The following is a 14,061-nucleotide window of genomic DNA, read 5'->3' as shown; positions in this document are numbered from 1 at the left end:
CGACTGTCTCCGGCGGAATCCGGCTTCGCCCGGCTGGCTCTTCCCAATGCCTTCCCACGGGAACTAGGTCGCCCGTGGCTTGTGCCCGAGCATCTTCTCGATCCGAGCCCGGTTCACCGCCTCGCCCCCGTCCAGGAACGCGGCATACACCTCCATCAGTACGGCTACGGAGTGCCCCGCCCACGCCGCCACTGCAGCTGGGTCCACTCCTGCCGCCAACTGCGTGCTGACGGCGGCATGCCGCAGGTCGTAGGGACGCTTCGCCAACGGTGTCGCCTGAACCTCCTTGGTCAGAACCGCCCTCCGTGCCGCGCGCCATGCACGCGTGTACGTGATCATCGGGATTTCCCCGCCCTGCTCCGCGCAGAACAGACGACCGTCAGGGCCATAGCCGAACGTCCGGATGTGCCGCCATAACAGCCGCGTGAGGTCGGGCGGGAAGGCAACTGTCCGCTCCTCTCCCTCGTCACGAGACTTCAGTGGCCGTTCGTCGCGCGGCTTTCCGCTATCGGTCCACCGATGCCCGACATGCGGCTCCGCTCGGTCCAAGTGGAACTCACCCCAGTCGTACTCGTACTCCCCGGACACCTCGTTCCAGGCCGGCGCAGGTAGCGACAGGTTCCGCTTGTTCAGGGAGACAGCCTCCTCGGGGCGCAGCCCGGCGTAGTACATCGTCCCGAAGAACGCCTCCAGCCGCGGCCCACTGCGCGGCAGAGCACCAACGCCGGCCAGCAAAGTCCTTGCCTGCACAGGATTGGGCACGGCGCGGCGGTCGACTCGTCGCTTCCCCTTCGGCATCGCCGTCCACTTCACCGACGACAACGGGTTCCCGTCGATCAGCTTCTCCTCCACGGCATAGTCGAGCACGTTGAACAGCACCGAGCGCGTCTTACGTGCGACTGGCGGCGAGAAACGCTTGCCATCCAGGCGTCGAGTGACGGCGCGCTGCAGCCCTCGCAAGATGTTCGGATCCGCAACTGCCTTGACCGACAACGTGTTTCTGGCCAGCCAGCCCAAAACCTTGCGGACCTCCGGCGGTACCTCGCGACCAGTGCGGTACTCCGTGTTGTACCCCCATTGCCGCAAGGCAGAACGCACGTCTCTCGCATCGGGCGAGTTCTTCGCCTCGGGCACGAAGACGGGCATCACCCGAATCAACGATTCCGCGATCGTCTGCCGTGTCGTCGCCGCAGCGTCTGGCCATTTCATATCGACATACGCAGCGGTCAGTTCGTACCAGCTCATGTCCCCCTTCGGCTGGGTCATAGACGGCGGCAGCCCCGACACCAAATCGAACGCCTCGCCGCGGCGTTGAGCTGTCAACAGGGCGGACCGGAAGCCATCCGCCTGCGCATAGAGCTTGAAGGACTCCTTGAACGACTGCTGCTCCACTTGCCACAGCACGCGATAGCTGGTGATCTTGCCCTTCGTGTTTCGTCGCGCCTCAAGCTTCCACACTCGAACCTTGTAGGACGAACTGATCACGCAGCCACCTCCCGCTCTTCGAGCCACGTGTTCAAGTCCAGGCGGTCCACCCTGACACCTCCGTTGGGAAGCTTGATGCACCTCGGTGCACACTTCTTGGCTCGCCAGTCGTAGAAAGTGGACGGTGCGATATCCAGCTCATCGCACACCTCGGCGATGGTGAGAAGTTCGCGTTTGCTGCGCTGCCTCGACATGAGAACCTCCGAACGCCCGAAATCCGGGCATGACGAACAGCCTCCGGCCACGGCGCCGGGGCTCAGGAACGTGACGTTGGGTAGTTGGCTGACTGAGGTGCTGGCAGAAGGGGGATCGCGCGGGTTCGGGTCCCCGGGGCGCCTGGGGCAGAGAGAAACCCGCAAACCCGCAAACCCGCGAAACCCCGTGTGAGCTGGGGTTTTGGTTGCGGGTTTGGTTGCGGGTTTGCGGGTTTCTCTCCCGGATTTGGCGGGTTTGCGGGTTTCTCGGATGGGTCTCGGGGAGAAACCCGCAAACGATCTTGTTGTGATCTGTGCTGGTCAGGGCCTGTTTTCTAGATCATCTGCGGGTTTGCGGGTTTGCGGGTTTGTTTCCGGCCCGCGCGTACGGGAGGCTCCTTTCTCCACCCAGTAGGTTCGGGCGTTTCGGTGTTCGTCGTGCACGCTGCGTAGCACGATGTCGCCGTGCCAGCGGTCCACCCTCCCTGCCAGCCGATGCCCGAGGGACTTCGGGCTGAGTGGACGGCCGACGGCGTTGGTGGGGAACGTTCCGGCCCACACGTCGGTGGCTCCCGGAGCGCTGGCGTCGGCGGCGCTGACGACCAGTTCCTTGGCGGTCATGTGCCGGTCGCCGTAGACGTCGTGCCAGGTGAGCAGGAACGAGCGCCATTCGGCGTTGTCGTCATCGAGGCTGCGGTTGGCTTCGGCGTTGGCCAGGAACCCAGCGATGCCGTGGTGTTCGAGGAACCCGCCGAGGTCGCGGGCCCAGGCGGTGAACTGGCGCATCTGCGGGACGGTGCTGGCCGGCGGGGCGCCGTGTGCGGTCCAGTCCAGGATCAGGATGAGCACGTGGCGCAGCACGGTGGCGCGGTTTTTCGGGTCGAGGATCCAGGAGTCCAGGTTCGGGATGGTGAAACCGGTCCGGGCCTCGGGGCGCGGGCAGTTCGGATCCAGCCGGACCCACACGGTGCGGGAGGCCATGTCGGCGCCGGTGTGCAGGTTGTTCCCGGTGGCCAGCCACAGCCGGTCGTTGGGGAACGTGGCCGCGGCGTTGGTGCCCAGCCTGCGGTCGGACCAGGTCCGCTCGGTCATCAACCTGGCGAGTACCGCGGACTTGACGACGGAGCCTTCGGTGAGGTTGTCGAACACCACCACGCCGCCGTCACCAGAGAGCACGGTGGTGATGGTTTTGCGCAGCTCGTCCTCGGACTCGTTCCAGGTCTGCACGGTCTGCCCGACCAGCAGCCCGACACACCCGGTGAGGATGGTTTTCCCGGAGCCGGGCATGGACGCCTCGATCATCCCGAACGGCGACAACGCCCGGGTGAACGGCCGCACCAGTGGCGTCACCAGCAACGCCAGGTAGTTGGCCCGGTCGGCCTCGGTACGCCACGGGAAGTCGCGCAGGAACCGTTCCAGCAGGAACTCCCGGGCCGCGGCCACCTCGTCCGGCGTGGGGTGGTCGGGAATGGGGGCCAGGTCGTCGTTGCGGGCCAGGTAGAACCCGGTCGCCGGGTCGTAGCCCGGGGTCTGCAGCAGCGTCCCGTCCGGGCGCAGCACCGGCGTGGAAATGATCCGGCGCAGCACTGGCAGCCCGGGCCAGTGCCGTTTGGCCAGCACAGCACCGAGCACATGCCCGCCGGGCGTGACTTCCTCCTCGGCTCCTCCTTTCGCGGCCGGGCGCAGGATCTGGGTGTGGTCGGCGAGCAGCCCGGCCAGCAGCGGCGGTTTGAGCACCGACGCGGTGATCGGCAGGGCGACGTCGTCATCCCCGGCGGCCGGGTCGGCGGCCCCGGAGATCTCCTCCACGACCACCGGTGCTCCGTCGGAGACGTAGGTGTCGGGAATGATCCGGTCGTTGAGTGCCGCGGTCAGGACCCGGATCGCGTCGGGGTCCTCCCCGATCCGCAGAACCGGGCGGCCCCCGGCACCGATCGGCCACAGCGAGCGTGGTCCGGTCGGTGCGCTGTCAGGCGTGGTGGCCATACGTTCTCCCATCGTGCGGTCGTGCAGGGTGCCGTCGTGCCTGGCGCCGTCACGCGGCGGGTTCCAGCGGTTCCCCGGAGAAGGTTTCGACCAGGGCCGAGGCGAGGACTTCGGCCATGGCGGGCGGGACGGCGTTGCCGTAGCCACGGACTCGCTTTCGTTTCGAGCGGGCGGCCATCTTGTAGTCGGCCGGGAAGCCCATCCCGGCGCCGATCTCGTGTGGTTCGAGCATCCGGAAGGTGCACGCTTCGACCGGCTGCACGCCGCCGACGAGGGCGTAGCGGTCGCGGGTGGTCAGCGTCCCCACCGGGCGGTCGACCGGGCTGGTGGTGCCGTTGCCGTAGTAGGACATCAGCGCCATCAGGTCGGCGCCGCCGGTGGGCGGGCTGACCAGGCCGTGGTGGTTGCCCTGCGCGGACACGGTCGGGATCGGCCCGGCGACCGGATACCCGGTCCGCGCGGAGCCGCCGTTGCGCTGCAGGGAGATGAACGGCGGGATCACCACCGCCTGCTCCCGGCGGCAGGTCTGCGTCGGCAACGGCCGCCCCACCGGCACCGCGGTGTCCAGCCCGGCACGCGCGGCGCAGGGCACCACGGCCGGCGGGATCACCAGCCCGTCGGTCTCCCGGGTGGTGCGGGTCGGCAACGGCTCGTCGACCCCGGTGGCGTGCTCACGCCAGGTCCCGCCCGCCGGGGCCAGCATCGCCCCGACCCGCCGGGCCAGGTACGCCTCGATCCGCGCGATCGTCTTCGGTTTGAGCGGGTCCGGCCGGCCGTGCTGGTCGACCCGTTCCCCGATGCGCGGGCCCGGGTCCAGTGACCAGTCGATGATGGTCGAGGCCGGGAGCACCGCCGGTTCCACGATCCGGTTGCGGCAGGACCGGTGCGGGCACCGGTAGACGTACTGGCCGTTGCGGAGGCCGTAGACGCCCATGGACACGCGCGGGTTCTTGAACACCTGCAGCGCCGACACCACCTGGTCGCAGTCCGGGCAGTACGCCTTGGGGCGCAGCCACTTGTCCCAGTCCGGGTCCCGGCCCAGCATCCTGTGCCAGTAGGCCAGGAAGAACCGGTTGCGGGACTGCGCGACCTTGCCGTGGACGCGGCCGGTGACGTGCATGGCGTTGAGCGCGATCAGCCGCGTCCGGTAGCCCTCGGCCTCGATCTCGCGGCGCCAGCGGCCGAACTCGTCCCACTTGACCACCTGCACGACGTTCTCCACCACACCGCCCAGCACCGGCGTGCCGCGCCGGTTCATCGCCTGCAGGTAACGCGGCACCTCCTCCATCAGCGCCCGCGCCCTGGCGACCTTCGGGTCCAGCGCCCGCGGTCCGGTCACCGGATCGAACAGCACGCCCTGCGTGGATTGGTCGAAGTCCCTCTTCTTCCCGCGGGCGTCGGTCCACGGCGGGCACGCCGGCGAGGCCCAGAAGAGGTCGACCCGGGGGAACCGGCCGATGTCGGCTTTGGCGATGTCACCGCGGTAGTGATCCATGCTCGGGTGGTTCAGCTCGTGCGTGGCCACCGCCGTCGCGTCGTGGTTGGCCGCCAGGCGGCCAACCACCCCGGGCACGGCCAGGACGCCGGTGCTCGAACCGCCGAACCCGGCGAACTCGTCATACAGCTCGTACATCAACGGCTCCCTTCCCGAGTGGACGTGGGTGGGGTGGTGGCCAGGTAGACCCGGCCCCGGCCGGTGGTGGTGTCGCGGTTGGGGTAGAACCGCGACACCTCCCGTACCTCGATCACCGTGGCCAGCACGGCGACGGTGGCGGCGATCTCGGCTTGCGCGCCCTCGATCCGGATCCGCATCAGGCCACGGCCGCCACGTGTCCGGCGCCGTCGTCGGCGGACGCGTGGGCGTGGAAGAGGGCCCAGCAGTCCTCGCAGCCGCACAGGGCGCCAAGCCCGGTGCCCCTGGTGCCGGGCTCGGTGAGGGCGGGGTCGGGCACGGCGGGTCCGGTGAGGGTGGCCGGTCGCCAGGTCGGCAGGATCTCGGGCGGGCCGAAGGCGTGTGAGGGCTCCCGGCACAGGCCGTAGGAGCAGGGGCCGAGGGTCCCGTCTGCCCGGTCGCTGTGGAACAGGTCCGGGTGCTGGCAGGTGGTACAGCGGTGCACGATGACAGCCATCAGAAGACGTCCTTTCCGGTCAGGGCTGGTGGTCGGCGAGCAGGGCAGGCAGGCCCTGGCGGGAGGTGCCGCGGTTGGGGTGCAACCGCGGCACCTCCCGTGGTCTGGCTCAGACGGCCCGGCCCGCTCGGAGCCGGGTGGTGTGGGCTGTGCGGTCGGGGTTACTTGGCCCAGCCGGTCTGGTTGACCTCCGCGCGGAGTTCGGGGTTGCGCCGCAGCTCGGCGTCGCGCTTGTGGACGCGGGACCAGAACTCCCGCTCGGTGATCCGGCCCTTCTTGAGCAGCTCGTTGTCGCGCACGCTCGCGGCGCGGATCTGCTGGGCACGCTTGCTGACCATGGTGTTTTCTCCTTCGGTTGGGTGGGCCCGGCCGCGGGGTTGCGACCGGTCGTCACAGGGGGTGCGGCTAGGCCGCGTTCTTGCCGCGAATGCGGCGGGGGTTGGCCGCCCCGGCGCGCAGGGCGGTGTCGATCACCGCGGTGTCCTTGGTGGCGGACTCGGGTGTGTTCCAGGCGGCGACGGCGTCGCGCAGCTGGGTGCGGGCGTGGTGCTCGTCGAGCAGCCGGGCGCCGACGAGTTGCCCGAGGGCGTAGGCGGCGGTGGACAGCACCCGGTTGCGGGTGCCCGGCACCGCCGCACGGACCCGGTCGGTTTCGGCCTGCACGGCTTTCGTGACGTAGGCGGACGGCGCGGCCACGGCGGTCTGGTCGCGCCCTGTGCTGGCCGTAGGCGGGCGTTCGACGCTGGCCTGGACCATCCACCCGGGCAGTGGGACCGGGTCGGTGTCGTCGTACAGCTCGTAGGCCCCGTCGGCGCGGACCGACCCGGGGGCCAGGGCGTAGCCGCCCCAGCCCCGGGTGTCCACATTGGCCGCGACCCGCCGCACGGTGGAAGGCAGGCGGCAACCGGGCGGGGTGGCGTACCAGAGCTGGCGGCCACCGCTGGGAGTGGTGACCGTCCAGGTGTCGGGCAGCGGCCCGCCCCGCCGGGCGGCCAGCTCGGTCAGGGCGGCCCAGCCGTCCGGCCCGTGGTCGCCGGGTTTGGGCAGGTCGCAGTCGATGACGTACAGCCCGGACGGGCCCGGGAACACGGCCACGTTGTACGGCACGGACGCCCACACGCGGGCGATCCGGTCGTGGTCGGTGGTGGCCAGCGACTCCGGCGTGACGTGCCCGCCGGCACAGGACCCGGTACGAGGGCAGCTGTCGTCACGGTGCCAGTGCGGCGGGAACTTGCGGCCGGGCAGCACCGGGAACACCGCCCACGCTCTGCCAGCCATCTCGTGCGCGACCGCCTCCAGCGCGCGGCGGCGTGCCTGGCTCACGAGGCCACCAGCCCCGCCGCCGCGGCGCAGTCCGGGCACCGCCACCCGCCGCCGTCCCTGACCCACTCGACCGCGGCCAGGGTCGCGTCCACGTTGACCGGGGCGATGTGGTCGGCGCCGTCGGTCCACTCGGCGAACGCGCCGTCACAGCCGGCGCAGTCAGGCCCGAGCACGCACACGAACCGCTCCCGGCGGGCCACCAGCCCGCCCTGGCCCTCGGCGGCCAGCTCGCGGGCCCGCCGGGTCGCGTCCTGCTCGGTGAGGAAGTGCGGGATCCCGCTGTCGGTCTCCACCGTCTCGCCGGACCCGGTGTCCACCAGCACCCAGCAAGGCTGGTCGTTCATCTGATCTCCTTTCGCCAGTGCGGCCGGGGGTCCCAGGCCGCGACGTCGTGCAGGTGCACGCCGAACCGGCGGGCCAGCCGGTCGGCCACCCGATCCACCTCCCGGCCCAGCCCGCGGCCCCGGCCGCTGGCGCGCAGGCAGGCGGCCAGGGCAAGGCCGGTGGGTGAGGCGTAGAACTCGCGGTGGTTCCAGGCCCGGGCGATCCGCTGCCCGGCCAGCCGGGCAGGGCCGTCGGCGATGTCCTCGTGTGCGGTCAGCCACGCGGCCAGCACCGCCGCGCGGTAGGTGTCCTGCCCGTCCGCCTTGCCCGCCATGGCCGCTCACCACCGGGGTCAGCGGCGGACGACGGGCCGGTGAATGTCGCGGTGGAACACCTCGGCGCCCAGGCCGTGCCGTTCCAGCAGCAGCGCGGCCAGGGCGTCGGCGATCACCACCGAGCGGTGCCGCCCGCCCGCGCAGCCGATGGCGATGTCGACCAGGCCCGGGTCGGCGGCCGGGACCAGGGCGGCGATCGCGTCGGCCTGAGCGATCACGTAGGGGATGGCGCCGGGCTGGGCGAGCACGTTGGCCCGCACCGGGTCGTCCCGCCCGGTCAGCTCCCGCATCTCGGGCTTGAGGTAGGGGTCGGTGAACAGGGTGCGCACGTCCAGGGCCAGGTGCCGGTGCGCGGTGACCGGCCGGTAACGCCGCGCCGGGTCGTGCAGGTGACCGAAGCTGGTGATCATCACCCGCCCCGGGCCGCCGCCGGGCGGGGCGGTGTCACCGAGCAGCCCGAACCGGCCGTATGGGGCCAGGTGCGGCCAAGAGGCGAAATCGAACGGAATCGTCACAAGGGTGTCCTTTCCAGACAGTGCCGCGTCAGCGGCGGCACGGCAGTGAGGTGCGGGGTCAGGCCGCGGCGGCCACAGCGGCGACCCGGGTGCGGGCGGCTACCTGGTCGGCGTGGCGCCAGAGCACGGCGGGGAACGCGCCACGCTCACCCGGCCGCGCCGGGCGCACGGCGGGGTCGCCGGGCCCGGCAGGGTGGCCGTGGGTGAACCAGCGCAGCCGGAACGTCAGCGCGTCGGCGCGGCCGGGCACCGGCACCCCGGCCGGCGCGGCGGCGCGGATCATGTCCAGCGCGACCGCGGGGCGGGTGACGCCGACGACGCAGACGTTGCCGTGGTCGTCGGTGAGCACGGCCGGCGCCCGCACGCCCAGGCAGGCCACGGCGTCGGTGGCCGCCAGGTCAGGTGGAGCGAGGAACACAACGAACTCCTCTCCAGATGGGAGCCGCCGGACCGGCCGGACACGGAGTCAGCGGCCGGTCCGGCGGCAGCACACGGTGCGCGGTTACAGCTGGCGGATGATGTGGCGGATGAACCGGTGCTCCCGGTACGGCGAGCCGTCACCGAAGGTGTCGCCCAGGCGCCGCGCGATCGCGCGCTCATCGAGGCAGTCCTGCTCGTGCAGGGTTTTGATGCGGCGCACGACCCCTTCCAGGATCATGTCGCTGGGGATGTAGGGCCGGTTCAGATACTTGGCGGCGACCCGCATCAGGCGGGTCGGCTTGCTCGCGGAATACAAAGGGGTTCTCCCATCACGACAACGCCCCGGGCGGATGCGCCGGGGGCGAACAGAAACGAGCAGGACAACGATCAGGACGGGGTCACCGCAGGGCGACCGCGTCGGCCGGGGGCCGGTAGTGCACGGTGTGCCAGCCCTCCCGGTACAGGCCGGGCAGGTCGGCGGTGATCTGGGCGTGCATCGCCCGGATCGTCTGGTCCGGGACCCGCCGGGCCGTGCCGCACACCCCGCACACCCTCGGGTCCCGGGTGGCGTTGCGGCGCAGCGCCACCTCGACCGGCGGCAGCAGCACCACCGCCACGGTGCGGGCCCGGCAGTCGCCGGCCACGGCCAGCAGCCGCCGCCGGAAGGACTGCTTGTAGGAGGTGATGTCCCAGACCACCGTGCCGCCGCCGTCGAGCACCCCGCGGGTGAGGGCCAGGGCGTGCTCGTTGGCCGCGGCGTTGACGGAGTGGTCCCCCGAGCAGCCGCACGGCGAGAACACCGCGCGCAGCTCGTCCAGCGACACCACCGTCGCCCCCGGCGGGGTGTGCCGGGTCCGCCAGGTGGTTTTGCCCGCGCCGGGCGGGCCGATCATCACGATCAGCGTTGCGGTCACGCACTCTCCCTTCGTGTCACGCCGGCGGTGTCGGTCCACGTGCGGGAACCGGTGACCAGCACCCGCACCGCGTCCGGCCCGGCCATCAGCGACCACCACCGGGGCAGCGGGCCAGCCCGGACCGCAGCGCTTCGGCTTCGGCCGGGTCGACGGTGAGCTGGTAGGCGCGCTTCACGGCGACGTAGCGGGACAGGAAGCCGCACCGGTCCCGTGCGGGCAGCCACCGGCCGGGGTCCTGATCACCCCGGGCCCGGTTGACCTTGGCGGTGACCGGGATGAGGTTGGCCGGGTCGTTGGCGAACCGCTCCCGCTGCTGCTCGCTCCAGGCCCGCACCCCGGACCGGTTCGCTTCGGCCAGCGGCACGACGTGGTCGAGGTCGAGCTGTCCGGGGTCGGTGACCACCACGCCGTCGTAGGCAGACACCCACCGGCCGGCCAGGACCTTGCAGCCCTTGCCGGTTTCCACGTTCTGCCCGACGGTCTTGAGCACGCTCTCCCGGGTGTCGCAGCCCCGGCCCTGATGGGACCAGTGCGGCCACGCCTCCCGGTCGTAGCGCAACCCGGTGTCCTCGGGCGCGACCCGCAGCCCGGCCACCGCCGCCGTGGTCGGCGTGCCCGCAGGCGCCGCCGTGGTGGCGGGCAGACACCCAGCCACCCCGCCGGCCAGCACCCCCGCCGCCACGACAGCGGCGTAGACGCGGCCCGCGTCGTTGGTGTTCATCAACGGTTCCCCTTTCGGTGGTGTGTTCACAGGGACAGGCGGCCGTCGCGGGCCAGCCGGGGCACGAGGCGTTCCAGGCGGCCCCACTGGCCGGACAGGATCGAGCGGGCTTTGGACCGGGCAGCGGACTCGCTGAGCCCGACCCGGCGCCGCTCGCGGCGGAAGGCGTCGAAGTCGTTGGAGGACGGACCCCGGCTGGCTCGCCCGGGGCCGTGCTGGCGGCGCCAGCGGTCTTCGGCTTCGAACCCGGCGCACAGGCCGATGAGGTAGGCGCGCAGGTGCGCCTCGTTGCTGTCGTAGAAGCGCACGCCGACCCGCCCGCCGGAGATGTCGGTGAAGAAGCCGCTGCTCAGCTTGATGTTGCGGATGGTCAGCCCGCCGGACGACCACACCAGCGCGTGCCCCAGCTCGTGTGCGGCGACCGCCAGCCGTTCAGGCGAGGGTTCGCGGCCCATCGTCGTCTCCTTTCCGCAGGGGTCACAGGTCCCAGCCGGAGAGCTGGCCGGACCGGTACAGGCGGGTGGCGGCACGGTCGATGCGGCCCCAGTTGCTGCGCACCAGCGACCGCGCCCGGGACTGGGCCGCGCCCAGCGACAGGCCGGACCGGCCGATGACCTTGCGGACGTGCGCGAGATCGTGGCCCGACGACTTCCGGGCCAGCGACAGCGCGGAACCGAACGACCAGCCCAGCCGCCGGGAGATCCACAGCGCCTGCGCTTCCTGCCCGGCCAGGGACCCGATCACGTCGTGATCGAGGGTCTGCACCCGTGTCCGGGTGCACCCGCCGCCGGAGCCCAGCCGCACCCAGGCGACCTTGTCGCCCAGCGCCTTGTGCACGACGCCGTGCCCGGCCTCGTGCGCGGCCAGCGCGTAGCGGCCCAGCTCGTGCGGGCTGAGGTCGTCCAGGCGGCTCACGGGTATCGCCGCCACACGCGCCGGGCCAGGTCGGGCCGCCCGAGACGGACCAGGGTCTGGACGATGAGCGTGACGTCGCGGCGCGCGGGCCGCCGGACCCGCCGCCCACGGCGGCCGGTGGTGTAGATCCGGCCGGCGCGGTCCACCGCGAACTCGTAGATCCCGCGGCCCATCCGCAGGGTCACCACGAGCTTGCGGGTGCGGAGCTTGGCCAGGATGCGAATGCCCATGGACGTACCTCCAATTTGATTACGTTGTGTGACCGCCGGTGGGGTTGGTGAGGGCCCCGGCGACGGGTCGGCGTCGGCGGGGTGGCGGATTACGCAGCGGATGACGGCCCGGGTTCGGGATTACATCGGTAATTCCGACCCTGGTCGGGCTGTCATTTGCCCTGAGCAGGGCTTAATTACGCAGTTACGGCCAGCGGCGGCCGTGCCGGGGTGGTGCCGGACCCCCGGTTTTCGGGGTCCGGCACCACCGCCGGTGTCCGTCATTCGGTCTCGTCGCCGTCGTGGTCGGGCGCCGCGACCCGCCCGGCGTGAAGTTGACGGACAGTGACCGGATCGACGGGGTAGAGGTTGTTCGTCGTCGGGATCTTCAGGCCCAGATCGCGGAGCTGGGTGACCAGTTTGGGCTTGGTCAGCTCCTTGTAGGGCTTGTAGCCCGGGTCGAGGTTGCGCAGCGCGCCGACCAGGTCCCCGGCGTTGACCGGGTTGTCGCCGACCATGACCGTGGTCAGGTCCTCGACGATGTCGCGGACCTTGGGCTCCAGCGCCTTGGGGGTGCTGGCACCGCCGCGCAGCTCCGCACCGCGGGCAGCGATGTCGGCGAGCTGGTCATTGGTGTAGTAGTAGCTGCGCACGGCCCCGGGGGTGTCCATGAACCCGACGGTGACCAGGGTGCCGGCGTCGTTGAGCTGGTCCTTGGTCTTCGGCTTCAGCTCCAGTGCGGAGATGCCGTTTTCGTGGGCTTTCTCCCCGAGCACGATGTTGTTGCGGGTCTTGTCGCTGATCGAGCCGCAGGCCCGGTTGCTGGTCACCGCGACCAGGTCACGCGGCAGGGACGCGTCCGACGGGTTCGGGGTGGCGAAGATCAGCACGTCACCGTACTTGCGGGCCGCCGAGTAGAACCGGACCATCTTGTCGACCAGTTCGCGGCGCTCTTCGGCGGTGCCCTGCCGGAAGAAGCTCTGGCATTCCTCGATGACCACGATCCGGGGCCGCAACCCCGGCTCCTTGGCCGCCACTTCCCGATTGGCCTCCTTCACTCCGTGCTTGACCAGCAGTTTTCCCCTCACCGCGAGGTCGGCGTGCAGGGCGTCGATGTGGTCCAGGCACGTCTGGACGTTGTCGGCGGTGTCGCCCTTGACGAAGTTGTCCAGCACCGGCTCCAGCGGGTCGAAGTCGTTGTTGTCGGCGAAGACGAACACGTCGATGTCGACCAGCGGGTCCAGTGCCGCCGCGGCCAGCAGGCTGAGCACGAACGTCGTCTTGCCCGAGCCCATCTGGCCGGAGAACACGAAGTTGCGCTCGAACACCGTGGTGGTGACCTCGTTGCCACGCGGGGAGATCCCGACCGGGAACCCGGCGAAGAAGTCGGTGGTCACCCCCTCATTGAGCAGCGGAGACGCCGGAACCGGTGCCCGCAGCACCCCGGGCTCCAGCCGGAACAGATCCAGCACCGTGGGGTCGCTGGGGTCGGCGTCGAGGAACAACTCCACCGGCCGGCAGCCCAGGTTGTGCGCCAGCAGCTCCTTGGACTTGTTGATCGCGGCGACGGGCGCGCCCTGCGGCAGCCGAATCTTCGCGGTGTAGCCCTTGCCGTTTTCGGCCATCATCGGCCACCGCACCCACGCCTGGTCGGTGTCCCGGTTGGGCCATCCGTCCTTGATCGCGGCGTTCAGCTTGGCGTTGCCGATGTTGGCCAGCGCCGCGACCAGCGTGTTCTCGTTCAGTTCCAGGTAGGCGACCCGCTTGGCGTCGCGGCGCAGCGACTCGGGAAGCACCTGCTCACCGAGCCGGGTCCCGTCCTTCCACCGCCGCCACGCCCACACCGAGGCCACACCGGCGGCGATCAGCCAGGCGTTGAGCACGGCCCAGGACACCACCGCGGCACCCGAGGTCGCCACGTCGCCGATGGTGCGCAGCACGTCGGTCAGGTTCCAGTCGCCGAACCACTTGCCAAACCCGTTGATCACACCCGTGACCAGGGAAATCCCCAGCAGGCAGGCCAGGACCAGCCCGGTCTTCTTGGTGATGTCCCAGGCCAGCTCGAACCGCAGCTTGGCAGCCTCGGCGGCGTTGCGTTTCTGCTCGCTGATCTGCCCGTTCAGCTCGGCGACCCGGTCCAGCTCCCCGGCGGCCAGGGCCGCCTTCCGGGCCGCGCGGGCGTCCATCTGGCCCCGTTCGGCCTTGCGGCGCTGCCGTTCCGCCTCGGCTCCCTTGAGCACGTAGGTGCCGTGCCGACGCACGAACCGCACCACCGGCGCGCCCCGGCGGGCCTGCTTGCCGCTCCACGCGCCCAGCTTGCGCGCGCCCCGGCCCACGGTCACCGCGTTGTCGCGGTAGCTGCGGTAACGCTCCAGCGCCAGCCGCCGTTCCTGCTGGAACGCGGCCCGGTCGCGGAACCGGGCCCGGTACTCCTCCTCCGAGACAACCTCACCGTCGTGGACCTTCTCGGCCGGGGCCACCGCCGACCCCGGGCCGGGGTCGGCGGCAGCCTCGCCCGCGTCGGTGCGGGCGGGCAAGTGGTGCACCCGGGCCAGCCGGCTGTCGTCGCCTGCGGGGTCGGTGGTGGTCAT

Annotated in this window: 19 protein-coding genes; all 19 read right to left on the bottom strand. The window is 71.1% G+C overall.

The window, feature by feature from the left end; all coding sequences use genetic code 11:
• Positions 1-63 precede the first annotated feature (63 nt).
• The gene (locus tag EWH70_RS36340) at positions 64-1,485 is read right to left on the bottom strand and encodes a tyrosine-type recombinase/integrase (RefSeq protein WP_240687261.1); all 1,422 of its coding nucleotides are present in this window, start codon (positions 1,483-1,485) and stop codon (positions 64-66) included.
• Positions 1,482-1,679, bottom strand: coding sequence for a helix-turn-helix transcriptional regulator (locus EWH70_RS27655; protein WP_130478448.1), 198 nt, complete (start codon positions 1,677-1,679; stop codon positions 1,482-1,484). Before EWH70_RS27655 ends, EWH70_RS36340 begins: the two co-directional genes overlap by 4 nt.
• A 321-nt stretch (positions 1,680-2,000) precedes the next feature.
• Positions 2,001-3,665, bottom strand: a complete 1,665-nt coding sequence (locus EWH70_RS27650; protein WP_240687260.1) for a hypothetical protein — start codon at positions 3,663-3,665, stop codon at positions 2,001-2,003.
• Positions 3,666-3,714: 49 nt separating this feature from the next.
• Positions 3,715-5,298 (bottom strand): DNA cytosine methyltransferase, encoded by a 1,584-nt coding sequence (locus tag EWH70_RS27645; RefSeq protein WP_240687259.1) that lies wholly within the window; start codon positions 5,296-5,298, stop codon positions 3,715-3,717.
• Complete coding sequence (locus EWH70_RS27640; RefSeq protein WP_130478446.1) at positions 5,298-5,477, bottom strand: hypothetical protein; 180 nt, start codon at positions 5,475-5,477, stop codon at positions 5,298-5,300. Before EWH70_RS27640 ends, EWH70_RS27645 begins: the two co-directional genes overlap by 1 nt.
• The gene (locus EWH70_RS27635; RefSeq protein WP_130478445.1) at positions 5,477-5,794 is read right to left on the bottom strand and encodes a hypothetical protein; all 318 of its coding nucleotides are present in this window, start codon (positions 5,792-5,794) and stop codon (positions 5,477-5,479) included. Before EWH70_RS27635 ends, EWH70_RS27640 begins: the two co-directional genes overlap by 1 nt.
• Positions 5,795-5,955: 161 nt before the next feature.
• Entirely contained in the window at positions 5,956-6,132 is a 177-nt protein-coding gene (locus tag EWH70_RS35630) for a hypothetical protein (RefSeq protein WP_165436446.1), read from the bottom strand.
• 67 nt (positions 6,133-6,199) lie between these two features.
• Entirely contained in the window at positions 6,200-7,117 is a 918-nt protein-coding gene (locus EWH70_RS27630) for a bifunctional DNA primase/polymerase (protein WP_240687258.1), read from the bottom strand.
• Positions 7,114-7,461 (bottom strand): hypothetical protein, encoded by a 348-nt coding sequence (locus EWH70_RS27625; RefSeq protein WP_130478444.1) that lies wholly within the window; start codon positions 7,459-7,461, stop codon positions 7,114-7,116. The genes EWH70_RS27630 and EWH70_RS27625 overlap by 4 nt, the downstream gene beginning before the upstream one ends.
• The gene (locus EWH70_RS27620; RefSeq protein WP_130478443.1) at positions 7,458-7,775 is read right to left on the bottom strand and encodes a hypothetical protein; all 318 of its coding nucleotides are present in this window, start codon (positions 7,773-7,775) and stop codon (positions 7,458-7,460) included. The genes EWH70_RS27625 and EWH70_RS27620 overlap by 4 nt, the downstream gene beginning before the upstream one ends.
• An 18-nt stretch (positions 7,776-7,793) precedes the next feature.
• Positions 7,794-8,291, bottom strand: coding sequence for a RapZ C-terminal domain-containing protein (locus EWH70_RS27615; RefSeq protein ID WP_205669284.1), 498 nt, complete (start codon positions 8,289-8,291; stop codon positions 7,794-7,796).
• 58 nt (positions 8,292-8,349) lie between these two features.
• Positions 8,350-8,709, bottom strand: coding sequence for a hypothetical protein (locus EWH70_RS27610; RefSeq protein WP_130478442.1), 360 nt, complete (start codon positions 8,707-8,709; stop codon positions 8,350-8,352).
• 84 nt (positions 8,710-8,793) lie between these two features.
• Positions 8,794-9,027, bottom strand: a complete 234-nt coding sequence (locus EWH70_RS27605; protein ID WP_130478441.1) for a hypothetical protein — start codon at positions 9,025-9,027, stop codon at positions 8,794-8,796.
• An 82-nt stretch (positions 9,028-9,109) separates the two neighbouring features.
• Positions 9,110-9,625 carry an ATP-binding protein gene (locus tag EWH70_RS27600; protein WP_130478440.1) on the bottom strand — a complete coding sequence of 172 codons (516 nt, stop codon included), beginning with the start codon at positions 9,623-9,625 and terminating at the stop codon, positions 9,110-9,112.
• Between the two features lie 85 nt (positions 9,626-9,710).
• Positions 9,711-10,346, bottom strand: a complete 636-nt coding sequence (locus tag EWH70_RS27595; RefSeq protein WP_130478439.1) for an HNH endonuclease family protein — start codon at positions 10,344-10,346, stop codon at positions 9,711-9,713.
• 26 nt (positions 10,347-10,372) lie between these two features.
• A complete protein-coding gene (locus EWH70_RS27590) occupies positions 10,373-10,801 on the bottom strand; it encodes a hypothetical protein (protein WP_130478438.1) in 429 nt (142 codons plus the stop codon).
• Positions 10,802-10,823: 22 nt separating this feature from the next.
• The gene (locus EWH70_RS27585) at positions 10,824-11,261 is read right to left on the bottom strand and encodes a hypothetical protein (protein WP_130478437.1); all 438 of its coding nucleotides are present in this window, start codon (positions 11,259-11,261) and stop codon (positions 10,824-10,826) included.
• Entirely contained in the window at positions 11,258-11,491 is a 234-nt protein-coding gene (locus tag EWH70_RS27580; RefSeq protein WP_130478436.1) for a hypothetical protein, read from the bottom strand. The genes EWH70_RS27585 and EWH70_RS27580 overlap by 4 nt, the downstream gene beginning before the upstream one ends.
• Before the next feature lie 260 nt (positions 11,492-11,751).
• Positions 11,752-14,061 (bottom strand): ATP-binding protein, encoded by a 2,310-nt coding sequence (locus EWH70_RS27575; RefSeq protein WP_130478435.1) that lies wholly within the window; start codon positions 14,059-14,061, stop codon positions 11,752-11,754.

Source organism: Amycolatopsis suaedae (assembly GCF_004214935.1).
GTDB lineage: Bacteria > Actinomycetota > Actinomycetes > Mycobacteriales > Pseudonocardiaceae > Amycolatopsis > Amycolatopsis suaedae.
The sequence above is the reverse complement of the archived record's forward strand: the minus strand, read 5'-3'. Positions and strand labels throughout refer to the sequence as shown.